The organism is Shewanella sp. ZOR0012 (assembly GCF_000798835.1).
GTDB classification, from domain to species: domain Bacteria; phylum Pseudomonadota; class Gammaproteobacteria; order Enterobacterales; family Shewanellaceae; genus Shewanella; species Shewanella xiamenensis.
In genome coordinates this window covers 1,406,828-1,427,641 of the sequence record NZ_JTLE01000094.1, presented here as the reverse complement: position 1 = coordinate 1,427,641, position 20,814 = coordinate 1,406,828, and the positions used below count along the sequence as shown (strand labels likewise).

Annotated in this window: 13 protein-coding genes; 11 read left to right on the top strand and 2 right to left on the bottom strand. The window is 48.7% G+C overall.

Going from position 1 to position 20,814, the window contains the following annotated elements; translation table 11 throughout:
• The first annotated feature begins 34 nt into the window (after positions 1-34).
• The 11 genes from L976_RS07945 (at position 35) to L976_RS07895 (ending at position 18,499) form a co-directional block, all read left to right on the top strand.
• Positions 35-634, top strand: coding sequence for an aspartyl/asparaginyl beta-hydroxylase domain-containing protein (locus L976_RS07945; RefSeq protein WP_047535785.1), 600 nt, complete (start codon positions 35-37; stop codon positions 632-634).
• Complete coding sequence (locus L976_RS07940) at positions 612-2,621, top strand: phytanoyl-CoA dioxygenase family protein (RefSeq protein WP_047535781.1); 2,010 nt, start codon at positions 612-614, stop codon at positions 2,619-2,621. Before L976_RS07945 ends, L976_RS07940 begins: the two co-directional genes overlap by 23 nt.
• Positions 2,621-3,790 (top strand): hypothetical protein, encoded by a 1,170-nt coding sequence (locus tag L976_RS07935; protein WP_047535779.1) that lies wholly within the window; start codon positions 2,621-2,623, stop codon positions 3,788-3,790. Before L976_RS07940 ends, L976_RS07935 begins: the two co-directional genes overlap by 1 nt.
• Entirely contained in the window at positions 3,777-4,286 is a 510-nt protein-coding gene (locus L976_RS07930) for a GNAT family N-acetyltransferase (RefSeq protein ID WP_047540293.1), read from the top strand. The genes L976_RS07935 and L976_RS07930 overlap by 14 nt, the downstream gene beginning before the upstream one ends.
• Before the next feature lie 157 nt (positions 4,287-4,443).
• On the top strand, positions 4,444-5,142 hold the full coding sequence (locus tag L976_RS07925; protein WP_231570482.1) for a phage tail protein: 699 nt from the start codon (positions 4,444-4,446) through the stop codon (positions 5,140-5,142).
• A gap of 123 nt (positions 5,143-5,265) precedes the next feature.
• Positions 5,266-13,683: a putative Ig domain-containing protein gene (locus tag L976_RS07920; protein WP_047535775.1), complete on the top strand. Its 8,418-nt coding sequence runs from the start codon at positions 5,266-5,268 to the stop codon at positions 13,681-13,683.
• A gap of 238 nt (positions 13,684-13,921) precedes the next feature.
• On the top strand, positions 13,922-14,473 hold the full coding sequence (nudE, locus tag L976_RS07915) for an ADP compounds hydrolase NudE (RefSeq protein ID WP_037430523.1): 552 nt from the start codon (positions 13,922-13,924) through the stop codon (positions 14,471-14,473).
• A 70-nt stretch (positions 14,474-14,543) separates the two neighbouring features.
• Positions 14,544-15,356: a 3'(2'),5'-bisphosphate nucleotidase CysQ gene (gene cysQ / locus L976_RS07910; RefSeq protein ID WP_047540291.1), complete on the top strand. Its 813-nt coding sequence runs from the start codon at positions 14,544-14,546 to the stop codon at positions 15,354-15,356.
• A 6-nt stretch (positions 15,357-15,362) separates the two neighbouring features.
• Positions 15,363-15,806: a GNAT family N-acetyltransferase gene (locus L976_RS07905; protein ID WP_047535773.1), complete on the top strand. Its 444-nt coding sequence runs from the start codon at positions 15,363-15,365 to the stop codon at positions 15,804-15,806.
• Positions 15,807-16,034: 228 nt separating this feature from the next.
• Positions 16,035-16,646, top strand: coding sequence for a TetR/AcrR family transcriptional regulator (locus L976_RS07900; RefSeq protein WP_047535771.1), 612 nt, complete (start codon positions 16,035-16,037; stop codon positions 16,644-16,646).
• The gene (locus L976_RS07895) at positions 16,637-18,499 is read left to right on the top strand and encodes an MFS transporter (RefSeq protein WP_047535769.1); all 1,863 of its coding nucleotides are present in this window, start codon (positions 16,637-16,639) and stop codon (positions 18,497-18,499) included. Before L976_RS07900 ends, L976_RS07895 begins: the two co-directional genes overlap by 10 nt.
• A gap of 77 nt (positions 18,500-18,576) precedes the next feature.
• Here L976_RS07895 and mnmH read toward each other — a convergent pair whose 3' ends face one another.
• Both mnmH and selD read right to left on the bottom strand, forming a co-directional pair.
• Positions 18,577-19,692, bottom strand: coding sequence for a tRNA 2-selenouridine(34) synthase MnmH (gene mnmH, locus L976_RS07890; protein ID WP_047535765.1), 1,116 nt, complete (start codon positions 19,690-19,692; stop codon positions 18,577-18,579).
• Positions 19,692-20,750: a selenide, water dikinase SelD gene (selD, locus tag L976_RS07885; RefSeq protein WP_047535763.1), complete on the bottom strand. Its 1,059-nt coding sequence runs from the start codon at positions 20,748-20,750 to the stop codon at positions 19,692-19,694. Before selD ends, mnmH begins: the two co-directional genes overlap by 1 nt.
• Between the last annotated feature and the right edge of the window lie 64 nt (positions 20,751-20,814).

The window sequence follows — 20,814 nt, the reverse complement described above, 5'->3', positions numbered from 1 at the left end:
AATTCGTTTTTGTCTAAAAATGAGACACTTGGATATGGATATCTGCTCATTCGCCTTACTCACCCAAGCTCCGAATATCACTAGTTTACAGCAAGAACTCACGACTTTGTTGCAGCATGAGTGGTTGCCACACATTAACCAACGTGATTATCACGCGGGCTCTCAGGGCGGTTGGGATGTGTTGGCTCTACGCTGCGCCGAGGAATATCGAGTTGCCCACCCCATTTTACAAGCCTTTTCCATTAGTGCCGCGACAGATTGGGATAATTTGCCTTCACTGGAATCGAGCCCCGCGCTGCTGCAGTTTATTCAATCCCTTGCTTGCCCAGTTAAATCGGTACGCTTAATGCGTTTACACGCTGGTGCTGAAATCAAGCCCCATAGGGATCAAGGATTATCACTTGAACAGGGTGAGGCTAGATTACATTTGCCCCTACAAACCCATGATCAGCTTTATTTTTATGTGGATGAGAAACGTGTACCTATGCGGGCCGGAGAGCTTTGGTATATCAATGCTGACCAAACCCATTGGGTCGCGAATAAAGGCGTGGATGCCAGAATTAATTTGGTGATCGATTGTGAAGTCAATTCGTGGTTAAAGGAGCTTATCCATGATGCCAAGATCAAAGCCTAATGCAGGGCAGCGCGAGGCGTTTCTAAGATTAAAGCTGTTTGCTCAGGCGCTGTTGCAATCCCATTCAGCGGGGGAGGCAAAGCGGCTTATCGATCCAATGCTGGCGCAGTTATGCCAATTGACTGGGTTGGAACTGCACCCGGCGTTGTTTCTCGATACGGAGGCTAGTATTACGGCTTTTGGCAAGGCGGTATCACCGACAACTGCGGCGCAATGTGCAGAAGATCCCGAACGTAGCAGAGTGTTTATTCAGGGAATTTATCAAGCGATACAGGACAAACTTAAAGCTAACTCGAACCATCCTGTGCACATACTCTATGCCGGAACCGGGCCTTTTGCTTGGTTAATCTTAGCCTTATTACCGCTATTTACGGCGAAGCAAGTGCGAGTAACCTTACTCGACATTCATCGAGCGTCATTGGAGAGTGTTGAAAAGCTGCTGGCATATTTCGATGTAGCGGATCGTGTCGATGCGCTTATTTATGCTGACGCTACGCTTTGGCGGCCAGCATCAACACAAACCTTTGATCTGATAATTTCTGAAACCATGAAACACCTACTGCAACAGGAACCGCAGGTACAGATTTTTAGCCATCTACAGCATTTTTTAGCAGAGGATGGATGTTTGATCCCTGAGTCGATTGAGTTGGATGCGTGGATCGAGCTAAAAGAGCGGCCACCCATTTATTTGGGTCCTTTATTCTGTCTCGATTTAGCTCATGCCCGCTTGCTCGCTCAAGGTGACAGAAGTGGGCTAGTGGGGAGCTTATTGTTACCTGATTATGAACCCCAACCCATAAGCCTAAAACTGACGACAAAAATCAGGGTTTATGGCGAACATCAATTACTTGAAAACCAATCACAATTAACCCTCTCCCAATATAAAAAGTCCCTGTGGCTTAAACCTCTTAGCAGAGTGGACTTCCGTTACGAGCTGGGAGCATATCCCGATTTTATCTTCCAATATCAGCAGCATAAATTGGCGCTTGTTGGCAGTGAGGATTTGAGTTGTTTGGGCATTTATCACTTGCAGCGACTATGGCAAAAAATTCAGTTGCAAAAGCGTGGACAAACCAATGAGGTGGCAGAGGGAGAATGGAGCCTAGATAAAGCGCTGCTGGATCTGTGCGGTATTGGATTAGAACCTGGGATCAAGGCGCTCTATCAATTTGATAAACAAACTGATTTTATCGCCTTCGTTCAAAGACAAACTAAACTGACCACCGCGGATATTGTCGGTATTAATCAGCGATTGCGTGCCTTATCCCAAGCTGAGCTAGAAAGCGGCAATACCGAGTTAGCTTATGGTAACGCTTTACCTCAAGTTCTTACCGATGCTCAGCTCGCGTTTTGGCAACGGGAAGGTTATCTAGTCATCCCGCAAGTGTTGTCAAAAGCGCAATGCGCCGCGAGTCGAGCCGTGATTTGGCAACAGCTTAGCGCGAATGAAAATGATCCATCAACTTGGTATCAGTCCCATGAGTTGATGCAGAAAATCATGCTGCAGTTATTTCGTCATCCTATCCTCGATGCCAATCGGCAAGCACCTCTAATCCGTCAAGCCTTTGAACAATTATGGCAGCGAACTGATTTAGTGATGACGACTGACCGAGTGAGTTTTAATCCCCCTGAAACGCCCACTTGGCAGTTTCCTGGCCCCAATATGCATTGGGACATGCCACTGCAACTACCTGTGCCATTTGGAACACAAGGATTAATTTATCTTACGGATACCCCTGCCGAGCAGGGGGCATTTTGCTGTGTTCCCGGCTTTCACCTCAAAATAGAAACTTGGCTAAAGAAACACAACAAGACTGATATTGAGTTGCAGCAACAGCGTTGGGAGGAGTGGCCCATTAAACCTATCGCCGCGAGCGCAGGGGATTTAATCATTTGGCACCATGCCTTGCCCCATGGACCGACGCCAAATCGGGGCCTGTTACCACGCATGGTGCAGTACATTAATTTCTATCCAATGGCCAGCTAATGATTAATTTTAATGAACAACAGCAATGCTATTGGCAATTGCTGCATCAGCCTGAATCATTGTATTTACTGTATCAAGCGCAGGATGTTGAACATTTTGTTGCCTTGATGGCAGACTTCCTCAATTGGCCTGAGCTAAATTTAGAGCAGATGCTGGCATTTATTGCCTTACAGCAACCAAGCTTCATTCCGGATTTAGCACGCTTCAGCCAAGTGTGGTTTCCTTCTCATTATCATGCTCAAACCAAAACAATCAGTTGGGTTCCTGTCTTTCAGCGGTTATCAAAACCTTTCTTGGAGGACGATATCTGCGATGCTCGTCGTGGTTTACTGGCTAGTTTTATCCAGCCTCAAACCTTGCTCGAACCCTTATTATCCCAACGCGAAAGTTTGCCAGCGATCAATCCTAACTTGATGATTTTCCATTGGTCCCGTTGTGGGTCAACACTGGTTTCTAGCAGTTTTTCCCTACTCAATACCTGTCGAGTGCTGTCCGAATCAATGCTCTGTAGCGATGTTATGCATGATGGCGATTGGCCTTTGGTGCTAAAACCACAGTTGGTGGATTTATGTTTAAGGTTGCAGGGTCGATTGAGGCCAGATGAGCGTGAGCTAGTGATCAAGTGCAATGCGTGGGATTTAGCCTGTTGGCCCATGTTGCTGGCACTCTATCCAGACAGCCGAGTGCTATGTTTGATGCGCCATCCCAGAGATATTTTGGCTTCGCATCAACGAGAAGCTGGGATGCATATGGCGGGGCGAGTGAAGGCTGTATTTCTCCATGCATTGCCGCTTAGTGAAAACACACATGGTGAGCCTAGTGTAGATGCATTTCGAATGGGTGTGTTACATGGTTTTGCCCAGCAAACTGCTGCACTTTATCAATCAAGTCATTGCATCTTAATGGATTATCAACAATTAAATGCGCTTAAACCCAGCGCACTTTCGGCCATTTTAGAATGGCCGTTAGCCGCAGAAGATATTGAGCATTGGCAAGGCCACTGGCGCTTTGATGCAAAGCAGCAAGGGCAATTGTTTACGCCCATGGTACCCACGCACTCTTTTACCCCATTAAATGAATCACAAGCTATCTCATGGCAGCTGTTATTGAATGCTTATGAGCAACTGTTACAACTTCTAGATCGAGATGAAAACCATGATGCTAGTTGAGTTAAATCCATTAACTGGCTTGAGCGTTCAGCCAGCCAATGCAAACGATAACCTATTTTTGGCAGAGCTTTTTTATTCAACAAAAACCTTCTTCTATGAGTTAGGGCTACCCGCTGGAATCGCGCAAAGCATGCTGGAGCAACAGTATCGGCTACAGCAAGTCGCTTATCAGGAGCAATATCCCAATGCCATTACTTATATCTTGTTTTATCAACGGCAAGCGGTCGGCAAAGTGATGATCGATATTAATGAGCATAGAATACATCTTGTTGATTTTATTATGGTGTCGACTATGCGAGGCCGTGGTTTGGGTTCGGCAGTGTTAGAAGCGGTTAAGCTTGAGGCGACGCAACGTCAGTTGCCTGTCCACTTATGCGTCGAGCGCGAAAATACTCAGGCTAAAAAGCTGTATCTGCGGCATGGATTTAAGCTCGAAAGTTGTTCCGACACCCACGAATCGATGCAATGGACTTACATAGTGCGTGATTATTTCTAGTGATTTTTTGGGGCGCAATTGTGTTTGTCGATTTTTAAGATATGTTTAATTGTAAGCACATTGTTTTATTGAGGTTAATTATCTTGGTTAATCTTCCCATTCTGTGATGTGGATGATGTTGCAATAAGCAAAAGGAACTCGCCGTCGATTAAATGTCGTGAGTAATGAAATCGTTGAAAAACGCTACATAGACAAAATCGTAATTTTAAGGAGAAAAACAATGTCAGATCCATTTATTGGAGAAATCCGCATGTTCGCTGGTAATTTCGCTCCCCGTGGCTGGGCGCTTTGCAATGGACAGTTATTGGCCATTTCCACCAACAGCGCGCTCTTCTCTCTTCTGGGTACAACCTATGGTGGCAATGGCACCACAACCTTTGGATTGCCTAACTTGCAAAGCCGTACTCCTGTGGGTACAGGAACTGGGGGAGGTTTGACAACAGTTGCTCTTGGGCAGAGCTCAGGTGCTGAGAACATCAATCTTACAACCAATCAGCTACCTATTCATACACCAACAGCCACTTTCGCTGGCAATGCAAGTAGTGTGGCTGCAACGGTTGATGTTGCTACCACTACTGGCACTGCAATGGTTCCTCCTGCAACGGGTGCGACTACCTACCTCTCAGCTACGACAGCGAAGGCGGGGCCTGCAAATGTTGCGTTTAATGGATTGTTTACTGGTACGGCGCCAGACTCTACAAAGGCTAGCCTCGGTGGAGTGCAGGGTAGCGTAACACCAACAGGCTCGGTCACCGTCAATCCTGTTGGTGGAGGACAGCCTGTTGGAATTCGCAATCCTTACTTGGGTATGAATTTTATTATCGCGTTGGAGGGTATTTATCCGTCACGTAATTAACGTTGGATAATTGCTATTAAATTAATTCAGTAATCCAGAGGGAATTAAATCTTCTGGATTGCTGGTTTTAGCTACTTTAGCTAAATCAAAAATTTTCGTACACAGCGATTAAGGGGGCTTAATATGTCATGCTGCAAAACAGATCATCCCGATGATCGATATCAAACTCCGGCTTGTGGATTCGTAAACATAAATACGGGCATTAAGTGGATCGTTCAACTGGGTTTTGCAGCAGTAGTGTTGCTAAGTATGAGTGTCAATGCGGCTTCAATTCCTTCTAATGTCATTGTAGATTTCAATGCTTCTGGTTTTGTTGAGAGCGCAGACCATGGGGCAAATGTTTTTACACAGGGTGACTTTAAAATAACTTACAGCGCCGCTAACTGGTTTCAGGATACGGATGATGGTCAGAGTAATTCTGCCGGGTTATTTGCAGGTATGTATTCTGGAGTTGAAGCAATTACTGTCGAAACCACCTCGGGCAATGAATTTGACTTCGTTAGTTTTTACATCAATGCATTTGGTGGTGGTTTTGCCTCGGTTGAGGGCTTTAGAAACGGATCATCTGTTGGGACTCAAAGTACTGGGTCAGGCTTTGGTCAGGCTAATGGCTCATTTACTGTAACGTTAAACAACAATCCCTTTGATAATGTTGACAAGGTAGTTATTACTTCAAATAGCAGCGGTTATTTTGATGTATTTGATAGCTTTGTATTAAATACGGTTCCTGATATCACCCCTCCAACAGTCACCAGCGTAGGTGTGCCTTCGAATGCAACTTATATCACTGGGCAATCACTGAGTTTCACCGTTAATACCAGCGAAAACGTCATCGTGAACACTGGTGGTGGAACTCCCCGCATCGCATTGACCATTGGCGCCACAACCAAATACGCAACCTACTCGTCGGGATCTGGAACCGCTGCGCTTGTCTTCAGTTACACGGTTGAGAGTGGTTTGGTTGATTCTGACGGTATTACCATAGGTGCGCTTGGTTTGAACGGCGGAACCTTGAAGGATGCTGCCAATAATGACATGACGCTGACGCTAAATTCCGTCGGCTCCACAACCGGTGTTCTTGTGGATAGTACAGCACCCACCGTTTCTTCTGTGACAGCCAGTACAGCCAATGGCACTTATAAAGTGGGTGATAGCATCAGTATCCAAGTCAACTTCAGTGAAGCGGTTACAGTAACTGGCACGCCGCAATTAACCCTTGAAACAGGCACAACAGATCGCACGATTAATTATGCGAGCGGTAGCGGTTCAAGCACCCTTACATTTAGCTACACCATTCAGTCCGGTGATAGCTCAAACGATTTGGATTATGTCGCCACCAATTCATTGTCGTTAAATGGTGGCACTATTCGCGATGCGGCCACCAATAATGCGATCCTTACACTGGCTTCACCCGGAGCGGCTAATTCATTAGGTGCTAACAAAGCGCTGGTTGTGGATGGCGTTACACCGTCGGTAACCAGCACAGCTCCTGTTGGTGGCGCGGTATCAACGGACACCAGCGTGGATTTCACCGTGAATTTCAGTGAGTCTGTCAGCAATATTTCCACTGACGATTTCGCTTTGGGTACTACGGGTAGTGCAACAGGCACGATTGCTAGTGTATCTGCGAGTTCAGGCTCCAGTGTGACAGTGACGGTGAGTAGCATTACTGGCAATGGTACGATAAAGCTCAATCTAAACGGTTCCACCAATATTTCTGATGCGGCTGGCAATGCTGGCCCGGCTGCTTATACCAGTGGTACGACCCATACGGTCGCCATTCCAACGGCACCGGATGCTCCCACCATAGGGGTTGCAACAGCAGGTGATGGACAGGTTTCCGTCTCCTTTACTGCGCCGTCCAATAACGGCGGCTCGGCGATTACCGGTTACACCGTGACTTCCAGCCCCGGCGGTATTACTGCAGGTGGTAATGGATTCACAACGTCTCCGATAACGGTGACTGGCCTTACGAATGGTACGGCTTATACTTTTACGGTAACCGCAACTAATGCCATTGGAACAAGCTCTGCCTCCGCGGCTTCCAATTCAGTGGTGCCCAAAGTTAATCAAACAATTACTTTCAATAATCCCGGCGCACAGAATTTTGGTACCAGTCCGACCCTAAGTGCGACCTCTAGCTCGGGCTTGACGGTCAGCTTCTCATCTTCAACGACGGGGATCTGTACAATCACCTCTGGAGGTGCGCTGACCTTTGTTAACTCTGGCTCATGTACTATCGATGCGGACCAAGCTGGGAATGCTGCTACCAATGCTGCAACGACGGTAAGCCAAACCTTTAGCGTTAATGCCGTCGCGCCTAGTGCCCCAACTATTGGCTCCGCAACCGCGGGTGACACTCAAGCATCGGTTAGCTTTACAGCTCCCGCCAGCACTGGTGGAGCACCGATCCTTGCCGGAGGCTACACTGTTACCGCTAGCCCCGGTGGTGCAACGGGTACTGGATCTGGTTCGCCGATCACAGTCACAGGGCTGACTAACGGAGTCACCTATACTTTTACCGTTACAGCGACTAACTCCGCAGGAACGGGTGCAGCATCAGCAGCATCCAATTCAGTTACACCCGCATCGCCTCAAACCATTACTTTTGCTAACCCTGGGGCGCAGAATTTTGGAACGTCACCCAATTTGTCTGCCAACTCAACATCAGGCTTAGCCGTCAGCTTTAGCTCATCTACCACAGGGGTATGTACGGTTAGCGGTTCAACCCTGACTTTTGTCACTGCAGGTACTTGTACCATCAACGCTGAGCAGGCTGGTAATTCGTCCTATCTGGCCGCCGCCACGGTCAGCCGAACATTTACAGTAAATGCTGTTGTACCGAGTGCGCCAACAATTGGCACAGCAACGGCCAGTGACATGCAAGCAAACGTATCCTTTATTGCCCCGGTTAACACGGGTGGAACCTCCCTAACAGGATATACCGTGAGCGTCAGCCCGCCTGATGTTGCCCCAGTTGATGGTGCCAGTTCGCCGATTTTAGTGACAGGCTTGACTAATGGACAGGCCTATACCTTTACGGTAACGGCAAATAACTCTGCTGGCACAGGCGCTGCATCAGCTGCATCAAATAGCGTGACGCCCGCAGCAAGCCAATCCATTACTTTCACTAATCCGGGATCGCAAAACTTTGGTACTTCACCGACTTTGACTGCAACGTCTGATTCAGGTTTGGCACCAACCTTTACCTCATCCACTCCGAGTGTCTGTACCATCACCAGTGGGGGCTTATTGAGCTTTGTCACTGTAGGCACTTGTACCATCAACGCAGACCAAGTGGGCAATGCGAGTTATTTGGCGGCGACTCAAGTGAGTCGTTCATTCAGTATCAATGCCGTTGTGCCAAGCGCGCCAACAATCGGCACTGCCACTGCGGGGAATGCTCAAGCAACGGTGAGTTTTAGTGCTCCGGCATTCACTGGTGGTGATGCCATTACGGGCTATTCCTTAGTATCGACTCCAGGCGGTATTACGGCATCGGGTACTTCTTCACCCATCACGATAATGGGATTAACCAATGGGACTTCCTATTCATTTACGGTTGCAGCTATAAACTCAGCAGGAACCAGTAGCGCCTCCTCGGCGAGTAACGCAGTGAAGCCTAATGGTGCTCCCGTTATCAGTTCAACCGCACTCACGAGTGCCACCCAAGATGCAGCCTATAGCTACACCTTGGTAGCAACGGACAGCGATGTGGGCGACAGTGTCACCTTAAGCGCCGTGACACTGCCAAGTTGGCTGAGCTTTAATGCCGCGACTGGCGTGCTGAGTGGTACCCCAACTAATGCTAACGTGGGCAGCCATGCCGTGGTACTACGCGCCACCGATGTGGATGGTTTAACCGCAGAGCAAAGCTTCAGCATTGTGGTGGCAAACGTCAACGATGCACCAACCATCAGTTCAACGGCGTTAACCAGTGCCACCCAAGATGCAGCCTATAGCTACACCTTGGTCGCAAGCGACAGCGATGTCGGCGACAGTGTCACCTTAAGTGCCGTTACACTGCCAAGTTGGCAGAGCTTTAATGCAGCCACGGGTGTGCTGAGTGGTACCCCAACTAATGCTAACGTCGGCAGCCATGCGGTGGTGCTACGCGCTACGGATGTGGATGGTCTGACGATTGACCAGAGCTTTACCATTGTGGTGGCAAACGTCAACGATGCACCGACCATCAGTTCAACGGCGTTAACCAGTGCTACCCAAAATGCGGCCTATAGCTACACCTTGGTAGCAACGGATAGCGATGTGGGCGACAGTGTCACCTTAAGTGCCGTCACTCTGCCAAGCTGGCTGAGCTTCAATGCGGCGACAGGAGTCCTCAGTGGTACCCCAGCTAACGCTAATGTCGGCAGTCATGCCGTGGTGCTACGCGCCACCGATGTCGATGGCTTAACCGCAGAGCAAAGCTTCAGCATTGTGGTGGCAAACGTCAACGATGCACCGACCATCACCTCTAGTGCACAGACTAGCGCTACCCAAGATGCGGCCTATAGCTACACCTTGGTAGCAACGGATAGCGATGTGGGCGATAGTGTCACCTTAAGCGCGGTTACACTGCCAAGCTGGCTGAGCTTTAATGCCGCGACGGGCGTGTTAAGTGGTACCCCAACTAATGCCAATGTCGGCAGTCATGCCGTGGTGCTACGCGCCACGGACGGGGATGGTCTGACGATTGACCAGAGCTTTACGATTGTGGTGGCAAACGTTAATGATGCGCCGACCATCAGTTCAACGGCGTTAACCAGCGCTACCCAAGATGCAGCCTATAGCTATACCTTGGTAGCAACGGACAGCGATGTGGGCGACAGTGTCACCTTAAGCGCAGTCACTCTGCCGAGTTGGCTGAGCTTTAATCCGGCGACGGGCGTGCTGAGTGGTACCCCAACTAATGCCAATGTCGGCAGTCATGCGGTGGTGCTACGCGCCACCGATGTGGATGGTTTAACCGCAGACCAGAGCTTCAGCATTGTGGTGGCAAACGTCAACGATGCACCAACCATCACCTCTAGTGCACAGACTAGCGCCACCCAAGATGCGGCCTATAGCTACACCTTGGTGGCGACCGACAGCGATGTGGGCGACAGTGTCACCTTAAGCGCAGTCACTTTGCCAAGTTGGCTGAGCTTCAATGCAGCCACGGGCGTGTTAAGTGGCACCCCAACTAACACCAATGTCGGCAGTCATGCCGTGGTGCTTCGCGCCACCGATGTGGATGGTTTAACCGCAGACCAGAGCTTTACGATTGCAGTGGCAAACGTCAACGATGCGCCTGTCGCTTCCAATCAGTCTGTAGCTCTTGAGGAAGACAGTTCGGTGATGATCACGCTTGCGGGTGAGGATGCCGATAATGATCCTCTGACCTATGAGATCAGCGCCCAACCTGCCTCTGGTACCTTAGAGCAGCACGGTAGTGTCTGGCTCTATACGCCTGAGAAGGATTTTAATGGTACTGACTCTATTGGCTTTATCGCTAAAGATGCAGAGCTGAGCTCAGAGCCTGCCACAGTCACCATTACGGTTACGCCAGTGAACGACGATCCTCAAGCTGTCGATGACAGCTATACCTTAACCAGTACTGCAAATGACACCTATTCGTTAGCTGTGTTGGCAAACGATGTGGATGTCGATGGTGACACCTTAAGCATTGATGGTGCTGCTGCGGATATTGGCAGTGTACAAATCACTGCTGATGGACTCAGCTTTACCGCGCCCGAGGCTTATGTGGGGCCTGTTGCACTGCGTTATACCATTAGCGATGGCAACAAAGGCCGAGCAACCGCCAAAGTGAATGTGCTGATTGAAGGCGCTGACTCAGCGAGTCAACCCGTGATCACTCTACCTGATGATGTTGAGGTGAATGCGACAGGCCTGTTTACGCGGGTGAAACTCGGTTTTGCCAAGGCGGTTGACCGTAATGGCCATCCATTACCCGTGTCGCTGGTGAATAAGAGCTTATTCTTCGCCCCTGGCAACTCCTTAGCCTATTGGCAGGCAGTAGACAGCGAGGGCAACAAGGCGATTAAAGCGCAGAAGGTCAAAGTCAATCCATTGATTTCGCTGAGCAAAGATCAAGTTATTGCAGAAGGGAATCAAGTGACCGTGAGTGTTCACCTCAACGGAGAGGCACCAAGCTATCCGCTGAGTATTCCTTACACAGTGTCAGGAACGGCAGACAGCAGCGACCATGATTTGGTTGATGGCGTAGTGGAGATAGCCTCAGGACAAATGGCAGAAATCCACTTTACTACCTTGAACGATGGTGTGAGTGAAGGGAATGAAGAGGTATTAATCAGCCTTGACCCAAGCCTGAATCTTGGTAGTAAGCAGCAGACCCAAGTGGTGATTACCGAAGCCAATATTGCACCACAGCTTAGTTTGGCGGTGACTCAAGCTGGCCAACAGCAGGTGATAGTCGCGCAAAATGGCGGCGATGTGCATATTCGTGCCACCGCCTCCGATGCCAATGAGCAAGATACATTAACGCTGACGTGGGCAAGCGGTGCGTTAAGCTTGCAAGCGGATGCGACGGGGATGATGTTCTCTCCAGCCGCGGTAACGCCGGGGATTTATCCCGTGAGCTTAACAGCGACCGATGATGGTTCGCCTGTGCTGTCGAGTACCGAAACGGTGTACATCGTAGTGCGTCCAAGTTTAGCCGCATTGACGAGTGCTGATACGGATGGCGATTTAATCCCCGATGTTCAAGAAGGCTATAGCGATAGCGATAGTGATGGCATCCCAGATTATTTGGATGCGAACAATGACTGTAATGTGATGCCTGAAGGGGAATTGCAGCCAGTGTACTTCTTGGCCGAAGGGCAAGCGGGCGTCTGTTTACGTTTGGGAAATATTGCCCTAAGCCGTGGACAGAGCGGCGTGCAACTACAGCCTGAAGCTGTGGCTGAAGATGCTTTAGCCGCAAATGTGGGTGGTATTTTCGACTTTATCGCGACGGGTCTACCACAACAGGGCCAAAGCTATAGCTTGGTATTGCCACAACGCTCGCCCGTTCCAGCGAATGCCGTCTACCGCAAGTTTAATGCGCAAGCGGGCTGGCGAGACTTTGTGATTGATGCAAACAACACTGTTGCCAGTACTGAGGGGGAACGTGGTTTCTGCCCTCCGCCGGGGGATAGCCGTTGGACGCCGGGATTAACCGAAGGCCATTGGTGTGTGCAGTTGACTATCGAAGACGGTGGCCCTAACGATGATGATGGTGTGGCTAACCGTACTATCGTCGACCCAAGTGGCGTTGCTGTGATGCTCAATGGTAACCACTTGCCTGTCGCCAATCCCGACTCGGCAGCAATTGCTTGGAACCAGAGTATTGATGTCAATGTGCTTGCCAACGATACGGATAGCGATGGGGATAGTTTGAGTGTTACTCAAGTGATCAGTGAGTTTGGCACTGCCACAGTGTTAGCGGATCAACGGATCAGTTACACGCCAGCGGTAGACTTTATCGGCACCGATGTGTTGGTGTATAGCATTACCGATGGTAAAGGTGGTACGGCAAGTAGTGAGCTGACGATTGAGGTGAATGGCAACACAGCCCCTGTGACTGTTGATGACAGCGCCGCCACCGATGATCGCACCAGCTTGCTTATCGACGTGCTAAGTAATGACACCGATCTGGATGGTAATACGTTGACCCTGTTAAGTGCGACAGCTCAACAAGGCAGTGTGACTATCGAAGCCAATAAACTGCGTTATATCCCTAAAACAGGGTTTGATGGTGTGGATACCGTGACCTATAGGATTAGCGATGGTCAAGGTGGTGAAGCAACGGGGCAAGTGCTTATCACAGTGAAAGCCTATCAAGAGGTCATTATCGATAATAAGTCAGGAGGAGGCAGTATGACCTCATGGGCGTTGGCATTTATCTTAGCGTGCGCGATATTGCGTCGCCGAGAATTACAGCGATTGGCCTTAGGCTGCCTGTTATTGCTCAGTGTGACGCAACAGGCACAGGCAACAGACTGGTATGTTGAGGGTTTTATCGGCCAAGCGCAGGCCGATAAAACACTGCCTGAGTTAAACGCCCAAGTCGGAGAGGGACAACTCCTCAGCGTCGATGACTCGGATACCGCATTTGGGGTGAGTCTAGGTTATCAATGGACACCGATTGTGGCGTTGGAACTGGGCTATGCCGATTTTGGTGAAGGAAGCGCGAGAATTAAGGGCTCGACGTTAACGCCAGCGCAATACCATGAGTTGGTGAAAACTGTCACCCCAGTGCTTGCCGATGGGGTTATGTTGGGCTTGAGATTTACCTTGCTGCAGCATCAAGGTTGGCGCTTTGAAGTGCCTGTTGGCTTGTTCCATTGGCAAGCGGATATTAGTAGTACCATGGGCAATACCACGATAACGACTGATTTAGACGGCACAGATTGGTATGCGGGAGTGCGTTTTAGTTACCAATTTAGTGATGCGTGGTCTGTGGGTTTAGGTTATCAATACCTAGCTATCGAGCCGAATGACCTATTGAGCTATCAACTCAATCTGCGTTATCAGTTTTAGATGATATTGACATCAAAAGGGGCTTAGCCCCTTTTTTGTGGGTGAATTTTCGCGATAAAAAGCGGGAAAGTTTTAGCCGCTTCTCCTTTGTTATTGCTTAGTGCGTGACTTAAATCCCATTACTTGGGTGGTGGTCTTTGGAATAGCCGCACTAAATTCAGGTTGTAGATTAAAGACAGGATAGTAAGATTGTCACTTATCCTAGTTAGTTTGTTGCTATTTTTATCCAGGGGCAGTTATGTCACAGCGGCACCACAAGCCGGAAATCTTGCATACTGAAGTTGTCGCTAAGAGCCGTTTGTTTCAAATTGAACAAGTCCATCTTAAATTCTCTAACGGTGTCGAGCGCCAGTATGAGCGGATGAAGGGCGGAAGCCGTGGCGCTGTGATGGTTGTACCCATTCATCAAGGTAACATGCTGTTAGCCCGTGAATATGCAGCTGGTACTGACAATTACGAGCTAGGTTTTCCTAAGGGATTAATAGACCCTGGTGAGCAAGCTATCGAAGCGGCCAATCGAGAATTGCAGGAAGAAATTGGTTTTGGGGCCCGTAAGCTGACCCTGTTGAAAGAACTTAGCCTTGCGCCGGGTTATTTCTCTAGCAAGATGCAAATTTTCATAGCAGAAGATTTATATGAAAGCCGCCTCGAAGGCGATGAGCCAGAACCCATAGATGTGGTGCCTTGGGCGTTGGCCGAGTGGGAAGCGTTACTCGAAAATAGCGATTTTTCGGAATCCCGTAGTGTGAGCGCATTGTTTTTAGCGCAGAAACACCTACAACTTAAATAATCTTTTTTGTTATAGCATTCAGCAATTGAGTGCTTGTGGATCATTCGCGATGTTAGCGATTGGAGTGGTTATGAAGCCAGAAGAGTTAATCGACGAGGTGATTGCGATAGCAACGGATGCGGGTCGCACTATTCGTGAGATTTACCTCAAGGGTAATTTTGAGCGAGAAACCAAGTCTGATAATACCCCTGTCACCTCGGCGGACCTAGCGGCGAATAAGCTGATTTGTGAACGCTTAGCCGCATTGACGCCCGATATTCCTATCCTGTCTGAAGAGGCTGCCGATATTCCCCTGAGTGAGCGTGTCGGCTGGAAACGTTATTGGTTAGTCGACCCTCTCGATGGCACGGGAGAGTTTATTGCCGGTAGTGGTGATTTTTCGGTGATCATTGCGTTGGTGGAGCACAATCGTCCAGTAATGGGTGTGGTCTATGTGCCGATGACGCAGGTGTGTTACTACGCCATCGCGGGATTAGGTGCCTATAAACGCACCGATAAGCAGGAAGTGCGCATCAGTAGTAGGCAAATTCAGCACCGTGAGCAAGTTTCCCTAAGGTTAGCGGTGAGTCGTCGTCAGGATCCTCAATCTGTATTAACTCTATTCAATCATCCTAAGCATTGTGAACTGGTGGTCATGGGCGGTGCGGCCTTGAAGAGTTGTCTGGTCGCCGAAGGACGCGCCGATTGTTATGTGCGAGTCGGGCCTACGGGAGAGTGGGATACCGGCGCCGCACAGATCATTATTGAGGAAGCGGGTGGTCAGCTTATGGATACCGAGCTGCAACCTTTAACCTACAACGAACGTGAGACGCTTGAAAATCCTAACTTTATTGTTGTTGGTGCGCCCAATTTAGCGTGGGATAAAATTTTAATTGGTGAATAGGTTTACATGCAGTCGATTCGTCCAGTATTAAAGTCAGAGTTAGCCGACGTTTTTCAACTTGAACAGGCTATCTTTGGCGATCATTGTTATCCCGATTTTTTCTTCCGCCAAGGGTTTGATTGTTGGCCTGAGCAGTTTCTGGTTGCCGTAGACGCTGACGGGGAGCTTTTAGGCTATTTGCTCTGCGCTCAAAGTGGCGACCCTACCTGTATGTGGATCCTGTCCGTGGCGGTGAGTGAGCAAGCCCGCGGGCGAGGCATTGGTAAACAATTAATACAACAATGTTTAAGCCAAATACCACCTCTGGTTAAGCGGGTGGATTTAACTGTCGATCCCCATAATCCTGCCCATGGTTTATATCAGCGTTTAGGGTTTGTCGATACTGCCTTCGAAGCGGACTATTTTGGCGCTGGGGCCGACAGAGTCGTGATGAGTTATCACTGCCGCTAGGTAAAAGTTCAATGTCGAAACGGCGCTCTCGATTCAGGGCGTCGTTTTTTATGTGCTAAAAGTTAAATTCCCTCCAGGGTTGCCATCGAGCGATTGCCCAGAGTTAGACTTTCTTCCCTCATTTTTATGCCTTTTACTTCATGCTGTACGCAAAATAAACTTATTTTGAACGTTGTTTTTTATTTTTCAGACTGTTAATCTCACTGCATTCAACAGGGAGTGAGACCTATGGCGAGACGCAAAGAGCATAGTCATGATGAAATTCGTACTATGGCAGTAGAAGCGGCAATGGCACTGCTGCAACAGCAAGGGACACAAGAACTGAGTTTACGCAAGATTGCTAGCCAGATTGGCTATGTGCCGAGTACCTTAATTAATATCTTTGGTAGCTATAACTACCTTTTGTTAGCCGTTTCTGAGGCAACGCTGCAGGCGCTGATGCATGAGCTCTCCGAGGTAAATGCAGATAATAGTCGCAATAAAATCATCAACATGGCGCAAAAATACGCTGAGTTTGCCCATGCACAGCGCCAATGTTTTAAGTTGGTATTTGAACTGCAGCTACTCGACTCCGAACCTTTGCCCGAATCTCAAGGCCATCTTATCGCGAGTTTATTCAGTTTAATTGAACGTGAGTTAGCCCTGTTGTTCCCCCATAAGACTGCTGAGCAGCAACTCCAAATGAGTCGAGTACTCTGGGGCGGCATCCACGGCCTCACGGCATTGTCACTGGATAATAAATTGTTTGCCGATACGGCATCTTTACCCGCTTTACTAGAAAGTCATGTGACTGGGTATTTACAGGGAATGGGTTATCAGAGGGAAGCATCATGCTGCTAACAAAACGTTTTTTACCGTATTTCGCAACCCAATGTCTGGGCGCACTTAACGACAATATCTATAAAAATGTGTTGCTGTTGCTCGTCACCTTCAGCCAAGTCAATGATTTACCCATTAGCGTCGACATGTTTGTTAATTTGGTTGCAGGGGTCTTTATCCTGCCGTTTTTCCTGTTCTCTGCCCATGCTGGCGTCGTGGCCGACAATATGGATAAAGCCAAACTTATCCGTCGCTTAAAACTGCTCGAAGTCATCATTATGTTCAGCGCCGCACTCGCTATTGTGAGTGAGAATTACATGATGATGTTATTACTGCTGTTTTTAACCGGTAGCCAGTCAGCCTATTTTGGTCCGGTCAAATATTCCCTCTTGCCTCAAGCCTTAAAAGAGGATGAGTTAGTGACGGGCAATGCCTGGGTTGAGATGGGGACGTTTTTGTCTATCTTGATCGGTACCTTGAGTGCCGGGATCTTAGTGTCTGAAAACAACGCCACCTTGTGGTCGGCCATCACGGTTGCAGCCCTTGCCTTGGCGGGGTATTTGTCTAGCCGTGCGATCCCTGCTTTACCGCCGCAGGGCACGGTACAGAAAATCCAATTTCGTCCATTATCAGGCACTTGGCGCACCATTAAGAAGGCACGCCAAACGCCTTCGATTTGGATGGCCATCCTCGCCATTAGCTGGTTCTGGTTTTTGGGGGCGACATATCTGACCCAATTCCCTAACTTTGCCAAGCTGCATTTGCACTCTGGCGCGACAGTGGTGTCGCTGCTACTGGGAATGTTCTCTATTGGGATTGCGGTGGGCTCCTTTGTCTGTGAGCGTTTTTCCTTTGGCCATGTGGAGTTAGGCTTGTTGCCCTTTGGGGTGCTCGGGTTAACCGTGTTTGGTGTGGACTTGCTGTGGGCGATTCCGCCTGCACCTGCGGATGCTAGTTTTGTTTATGGCTTACAAAGCTTTATTGCTGAGCAGAAGCATTATCGAGTGATGTTGGACTTCTTTATGATTGGGGTCAGCGGTGGTCTGTTTATCGTGCCTCTGTACGCCTTTATTCAAGCGCGTTCTGCGAAGGGAGAATGTGCGCAAGCGATTGCCGCGAATAACATTATGAACTCGCTCTTTATGGTGGCGTCAGCGTTGTTGTCTATGCTGTTACTCGGTGTGGCTGGCTGGAGTATTCCACAGTTGTTCTTACTGCTAGCCGTGATGAATTTCGTTGTTGCTCTCTATGTGTATTCACAAGTGCCTGAGTTTACCCAACGATTTATCAGTTACTTACTCAGCCATGTGATGTATCGAGTGACTGTGACTGGGCGGGAAAAGATCCCCAAAGAAGGCGCGGGTATCATAGTCTGTAACCATGTGAGCTATGTGGATGCGTTGATCATTATGGGGGCGTCGACCCGGCCGATTCGCTTTGTGATGGATAAATCGATCAGTGAAATTCCGGTGCTGAAATACCTGTTCCGCCATGCAGGAGTGATTCCGATTTGTTCGCCGCGCCAGAGTGAGACGACTTACAATCAAGCCTTTGAATCAATTCATGAAGCGTTAGCGAATGGCGAGTTGGTGTGTATCTTCCCTGAAGGTCGTTTAACGCCGGATGGTGAACTCGGTGAGTTTCGCCCTGGTATCGATAAAATCTTGGCCCGCGATCCCGTGCCCGTAATCCCTATGGCGCTGAATGGCCTGTGGGGCTCTTACTTTAGTCATAAGGATGGCCATGCATTGACCACAATGCCGAAACGCTTTTGGTCCAAGGTATCGGTGAGCTTAACGGATGTGGTGGATGGGCAAAATGCTGATCGGCACTCGCTCAGGGATAGTGTCGCGAATCTACTCAATAAGTCCTAACTTGACGAGATAGATAAAGAAAACCGTGGCAGTTAGCACACGGTTTTCTTGTTTTTAACATGCTGAGCTGTACTTGTTTAGCCAAGATTATCTTGCGATAAGTTATCTAACCACTGATGCATGTCTTGGTGATTTCCCCTAAAAAGCACTCGATGTGCTTTTTTTGCTAATTGGTATTCATACATAGGGTCGTAATACTTTTGCAGTAGCAGGCTTATCCAAGTTAAATGCTGTGAGGTTTGGTTTTGATTGAGTTGCTGCGTCAGAGCTTGTTGCATGATGTCTTGCAGCTCTTGATATTGCTTACCACCAAGACGTTTGCGAATACTGGTAAGACTCTGCAAAAGATATTGGCTAAAGGCATCAAAGCCTGCCTCAATACCTAAGCGTTCAACAAAACCGTGATGCATTTTATGAACATATTCATCGAGTAAGCGACTTAGCCTAATGTCGTCATCTTCTTCGAGTACTACAATATCGGCTGCTTGCATGGCGCTATAAAAGCTTTGCGGCAGCGCTGAGCGGCCAATCAGAAAGCTTTCATCCTCAAGTAGTAAGCAGGAATGATTGCCCTGTTGGTGGCGGAGTAGTGCAATCGCGAGCTGATTTTCAAAGTTTATTTGCGTTGGTTGTGGGTCGATGTTTTTACCAAAACTCGATCCTCTGTGATTGGCGATACCCTCAAGATCCACTGCCTCTTTGCGCTGTCTTAAAAAATCCGTTTTACCGCAGCCCGTCATACCACTTAGGCTTAACAAGCGTTGTTCGCTAGGGACGGCATCAATCACACCAATTAAATATTGGCGCATGCCTTTGTAGCCACCCTGTACATAAGGTACGACTACGCCCGCTTCTTTAAGCCATTGCTGAGTTAGCTGTGAACGTAGCCCGCCGCGAAAGCAGTAAAGATAAGCTTCGGGGTGGGCCGATAAAAAGTGTAACCAAGCATCAATTCTTTGTTGTTTTACTGCGCCATGTACGAGTGAATGGCCTAAGGTAATCGCGGCTTGCTGTCCTTGCTCTTTGTAGCAAGTGCCGACCTTTTCCCTTTCTTTATCAACCATTAACGGCAGATTTACCGAGGAAGGAAACGCGCCGCGGTCAAACTCGATTGGCGCTCTTAAGTCGATTAATGGCAGCCCAGCGACAAAGATATCGTGGTATTGCTGGGCCTGGATAATCGTTGTTGTCATTAACACAGCACCACATTGGCGGTGGAGGTGGGCGTTTCTAACGAACCAATGCAGATAGGCTCAATTTGATGGGCATTAAGCAGTGCCACCAGTTCTGCTTCGGCCTCATTCGATACCGCCACTAACAAGCCGCCACTGGTTTGCGGGTCACACAAAATGGCTTTTTGGTGATCGGTAAGTGCGGGCAAGTGTTCGCCATAACTGTCGTAGTTACGATGGGTACCACCGGGTATACAGCCTTGCGCTAGATAGTCGAGGGCGCGCGGCAAGAGTGGCACGGCATCCAGATTAAGTTTAGCGGTGAGTTTAGCACCTTGACATACTTCAAGTAGATGGCCCGCCAGGCCAAAGCCAGTGACATCGGTCAGGGCGTTTACGCCTTTGATCTTAGCGATCTTAGCGCCTACGCTATTGAGCTGGCACATGGCATTCACCGCAATGTGGCTATCTTCGTCTTTTAGCTTCTTCTGCTTTTGTGCCGTGGTCAGGATGCCAATGCCAATAGGTTTTGTGAGATACAAACGATCGCCAGTTTTAGCAGTGTCGTTTTGTTTTAAATCGGTTAAGGCGATTTGCCCTGTTACTGCAAGGCCAAAGATAGGTTCAGGTGCATCGATGCTATGACCGCCAGCCAGCATAATGCCTGCTTCCATACAGGCTTGACGACCACCATCAACCACTTGTTGCGCGATTTCGGCAGGCAATTTGTTGATTGGCCAGCCTAAAATAGCAATCGCCATCATCGGCGTGCCGCCCATGGCGTAAATATCACTAATCGCATTGGTGGCAGCAATGCGGCCAAAGGTAAAGGGGTCATCAACAATGGGCATAAAAAAATCAGTGGTACTGATAATGCCAATCTCATCATTGAGCTTATACACGGCCGCATCATCGCGACTCTGATTGCCGACCAGCAGATTAGGATCGGTAAATACAGGCAGCTGCGAGGCAAGAATGGTGGTCAGTACTTTAGGGGAAATTTTACAGCCGCAACCGGCACCATGACTATATTCGGTGAGTTTAATGCTATCGGTTGGAGATACTGCACAATTCGACATGAGCCTAACATCCTGTAAAAAGTGAATGAGGCATCATAATAATAGGATACGGCCACCATGCAAG